Source organism: Actinosynnema sp. NPDC023658 (assembly GCF_040639995.1).
GTDB lineage: Bacteria > Actinomycetota > Actinomycetes > Mycobacteriales > Pseudonocardiaceae > Actinosynnema.
On record NZ_JBFAAX010000515.1, the window covers coordinates 1 to 4,219 of the forward strand.

The 4,219-nt window shown below is 73.0% G+C and carries 4 protein-coding genes; 2 read left to right on the forward strand and 2 right to left on the reverse strand.

The genetic code is table 11. From position 1 onward, the window contains the following. The coding region (locus AB0G02_RS30180) for a hypothetical protein (RefSeq protein WP_360800613.1) at positions 1-402 on the reverse strand (402 nt) is incomplete at its 3' end. After that, complete coding sequence (locus tag AB0G02_RS30185; protein WP_360800615.1) at positions 399-575, reverse strand: hypothetical protein; 177 nt, start codon at positions 573-575, stop codon at positions 399-401. The genes AB0G02_RS30180 and AB0G02_RS30185, both read right to left, overlap by 4 nt. A gap of 180 nt (positions 576-755) precedes the next feature. Between AB0G02_RS30185 and AB0G02_RS30190 the strand changes: the two genes are divergently transcribed. Both AB0G02_RS30190 and AB0G02_RS30195 read left to right on the forward strand, forming a co-directional pair. After that, the gene (locus AB0G02_RS30190; protein ID WP_360800617.1) at positions 756-3,569 is read left to right on the forward strand and encodes an RICIN domain-containing protein; all 2,814 of its coding nucleotides are present in this window, start codon (positions 756-758) and stop codon (positions 3,567-3,569) included. A gap of 96 nt (positions 3,570-3,665) precedes the next feature. After that, on the forward strand, positions 3,666-4,219 hold a 554-nt coding region (locus AB0G02_RS30195), incomplete at its 3' end, for an FAD-dependent oxidoreductase (protein WP_360800620.1).

Here is a 4,219-nt window from a genome sequence, read left to right on the forward strand (position 1 = left end):
CCGGGGCACCTCGGCTCCACGGCGGTGGGACAGCACGGCGGGCGCGGCGACCGCGCCGAGCAGGGCCACCAGGCCCCCCGCGGCCACGTCGTTCACGGTCGCCGCGGTGTCGTCGACACCGGGCAGGTACCCGAGGACGACCGGCGTCGCCGCGATCCAGCAGCCCGCCACGAACAGCAGCGGTCCGGTCCAGGGCGCCTCGCTCGGGGCCATCATGCCCACCAGCGCCACGACCACGACGACGCTGCCGGACAGGATGTCGCTGACGTGCCCGGTGATCCGGGACCCGACCTCGCCGTAGCCGAGGGCGAAGGGCGACATCAGCAGCCACAGGCCGACCAGGAACGCCAACGCGCCCGAGGGAGCGGCGATCGTCGCGGCTCGTGATCGCGGTGCGGTCATCGCCGGCCGGCTCGGATCGCGGCCCGCCGACGCCTGTCCGCACCGGTGGTCGTGCCGGTGGAAGGTGCGGTGGCCCGGCGGGGACCGCGGAGCACCCGTTCGGCGGCGACGCCCAGGGTCGCCGCGATGATCACGATGCCGACGCCGGCGCTGACGAACCCGATCCTGCTCACCGGAAGTGGATACCGCATCGGCCGATGCGGATCGGCACCGGGGACCCGACCGTCAGGCAATCGCAAGGCGGACAGGCACCGCACGGTGCCCCCGACGACCGACCGGCGGATTTACAACGTTGGCACAACGTTGGAAAGTGGCTCTGTCCCGTCAACGACGACAGCGCCGGGAGCTCAGCCATGCCGATCCGACGTCGCACGTTCCTCACCGGCAGCGCCCTCACCGCCTTCGGCGCGGCGCTGCCGGGCCGGGCTTCCGCCCAGGCCACGGCGCTGTACACCGCGCAGCGCGCCCCGCTGCGACCTTCGGCCTTCCTGCGGCTGCCACCGGGCGCCGTGCGTCCCCGAGGCTGGCTGGCGACCCAGTTGGGCAAGCAGCTCGACGGCTTGAACGGCCGGTTGCCGGAGGTGTCGCACTTCCTGCGGTTCGACTCGACCGGCTGGGTGCGGCCCGACCTGGCCGGCTGGGAGGAGGTGCCCTACTGGCTGCGCGGCTACGGCGACCTCGGGTACGTCACCGGTGACGCCCGGGTGCTGGCGGACACCGAGCGGTGGGTCGAGGCGGTGCTCGCCACCCAGGCGGCGGACGGGTTCTTCGGCCCGTCCTCGCTGCGCGGCTCGCTCGCCGGCCACGCCGACCTGTGGCCGCACATGCCGATGCTGCACGCCCTGCGCTCGTGGACCGAGTACCACGGGGACGGCAGGGCGGAGCAGGCGTTGACGCGGTTCTTCGCCTTCGCCGCGCGCCAGCCGGACGGGGTGTTCTCCGACGGGTGGGGCGCGACGCGCTGGGGTGACGCGATCGACGTGGTGCTGTGGCTGTACGACCGCACCGGCGACGCGTCGCTGCTCGACCTGACCCGCCGCATCCACCAGCACTCCGCGAACTGGGTCGACGGCCTGCCGACCCTGCACAACGTCAACATCGCGCAGGGGTTCCGCGAGCCGGCCCAGTTCTCGGCCCTGTCCGGCGACGACGCCCACCGCGCCGCCTCCTACCGCAACTACGACGCGGTGATGGGCCGGTACGGCCGGTTCCCCGGCGGCGGGTTCGCGGGCGACGAGAACGCCCGCCCCGGCTACGGCGACCCGCGCCAGGGCTTCGAGACGTGCGGCATCGTGGAGTTCATGGGCAGCCACGAGCTGCTCACCCGCCTGACCGGCGACCCGGTGTGGGCCGACCGCACCGAGGACCTGGCGTTCAACCTGCTGCCCGCCTCCCTTGACCCCGCCGGCCGGGTGACGCACTACGTGACCAGTGCCAACGCCGTGCAGCTCGACGACTCCCCCAAGCGCCGCCGCCAGTTCCAGAACGGCTTCGCCATGCAGGCCTACAAGCCGGGCGTCGACCAGTACCGCTGCTGCCCCCACAACTACGGCCAGGGCTGGCCGTACTTCGTGGAGGAGATGTGGCTGGCCACCCCGGACGGCGGTGTCGCGGCCTCGCTGTACGGCCCGTCGACGGTGACGGTGAAGGTGGCCGACGGCACGCCGGTGACCATCACCGAGGACACCACCTACCCGTTCGGCGACACCATCACCTTCCGGGTGGCCACCCCTCGCCCGCTGACCTTCCCGTTCACCGTCCGCGTCCCCGGCTGGTGCGCCGACCCCGTGCTGACCGTCAACGGCGGCGGCGTCGCCGTCCGGGGCGGCCCGCGGTTCGCCACCGTCCACCGGACCTGGGCCGACGGCGACCGGCTGGTGCTGCGCCTGCCGATGACGCCGCGCACCCGCACGTGGACCGGCGACCACGACGCGGTGTCCGTCGAGTACGGCGCGCTGACGTTCTCGCTGCGCGTCGAGGAGCGCTGGAACCGCTTCGGCGGCACCGAGTCCTGGCCCGAGTACGAGGTGAAGCCCGGGTCGGCGTGGAACGTCGGGCTGGTGCCCGGTCAGCCCCTGTCCGTGACCACCGGCGGCGACGTCGACGACCCGTTCACGCTGTCCACCGCGCCGATCCGGATCACCGCCAAGGCTCAGGACATCCCGGACTGGGCGGTCGACGGCGAGAACGTCGTGGGCACCCTGAACGGCGGACCGGTCGCGAGCACGGCGCCGGTCCGCGACGTCACGCTCGTCCCCGCGGGCGCGGCACGCCTGCGGATCACCGCGTTCCCGCGGACCGGCGGGTCGGACGGCTGGGGCACGCCCGGTGTGGTGCTGCGCGTGCAGAACAAGAACAGCGGCAAGGTGCTGGCCGTGGACGGCTCGTCGACGGCGAACTCCGCGCGGGTGGTCCAGTTCTCCGACACCGGCACGGCCGACCACCGGTGGCGGCTGCTGGACGTCGGCAACGGCCGGGTGAAGCTGCGCAACGAGAACTCCGGCAAGGTGCTCGGCGTCGACTCGATGTCCACGGCGGACTCCGCCCAGGTCGTCCAGTTCGACGACAACGGGACCGCGGACCACCGGTGGGAGCTGGTGGACAACGGCGACGGCTGGTTCCGCCTGCGCAACGCCCACTCGGGCAAGGTGCTCGGCGTCGACGCGATGTCGGGCGCGGACTCCGCCCGCGTGGTCCAGTACGCCGACAACGGCACCCCGGACCACCTGTGGCGGATCGTGCCGGACGGCGTGGTGAAGGTGCAGAACCTCAACTCCACAAAGGTGCTCGCCGTCGACCGGATGTCCACCGCGGACTCCGCCCGGGTGGTGCAGTTCTCGGACGTCGGCACGGCGGACCACCGGTGGCGCTTCCTGCCCGACGCCGACGGGTGGTTCCGGATCCGCAACGAGAACTCCGGCAAGGTGCTGGGCGTGGACCGGATGTCCACTGCGGACTCGGCGGTCGTCGTCCAGTTCGGCGACACCGGCACCGCCGACCACCTGTGGCGCCTGCGGCCCGACACCGACGGCCTGTGGCGGGTGCAGAACAGGAACAGCGGCAAGGTGCTGGGCGTCGACGGCATGTCGCCGGCCGACTCGGCGCAGGTCGTGCAGTTCTCCGACACCGGGACCCCCGACCACCTGTGGCGGCTCCTGCCCGCGTGACCACCCTCGTGTGACATGCGCCACTCCGGTTCACGCCCGCTTCCCGCCGATCCGTCTTGTGCTCGTCAGCAGGTGCGGGAGCGAAGGAGCAGGGCGATGAACAGGATCGTGGTCCTCGGTGCGGGGTACGCGGGCATGGCCGCCGCGGTGAACCTGGCGGCGCGCACCAAGCGGCGCGAGGACGTGCGCGTCACCGTGGTCAACGCGACCGAGCGGTTCACCGAGCGGTTGCGGCTGCACCAGGTGGCGGCCGGCGAGGAGGTGGCGGACCTGGCGATCCCGGAACTGCTGGCGGGCACCGGGGTCGGGTTCGTGCGCGGCTGGGTCACCGGTGTCGACGCGGCCGGGCGGACGGTGCGCGTCGACGACGAGGTGGTGCTGGAGTACGACACCCTGGTCTACGCGTTGGGCGGGGTGGCGGACACCGCGACCGTTCCGGGAGTCGACGACCACGCGCACACGGTGAACAGCATGCAGGACGCCGTCCTGCTGGCACAGCGGCTGGACGGGCTCGGCGGCGGCACCGTCGCGGTGTGCGGCAGCGGGTTGACCGGGGTGGAGGCGTCGGCCGAGATCGCGGAGCGGCACCCGGAGCTGGACGTCGTGCTGCTCGGCCGGGACGAGCCGGGCGCGGGGCTGGGACCGAAGGC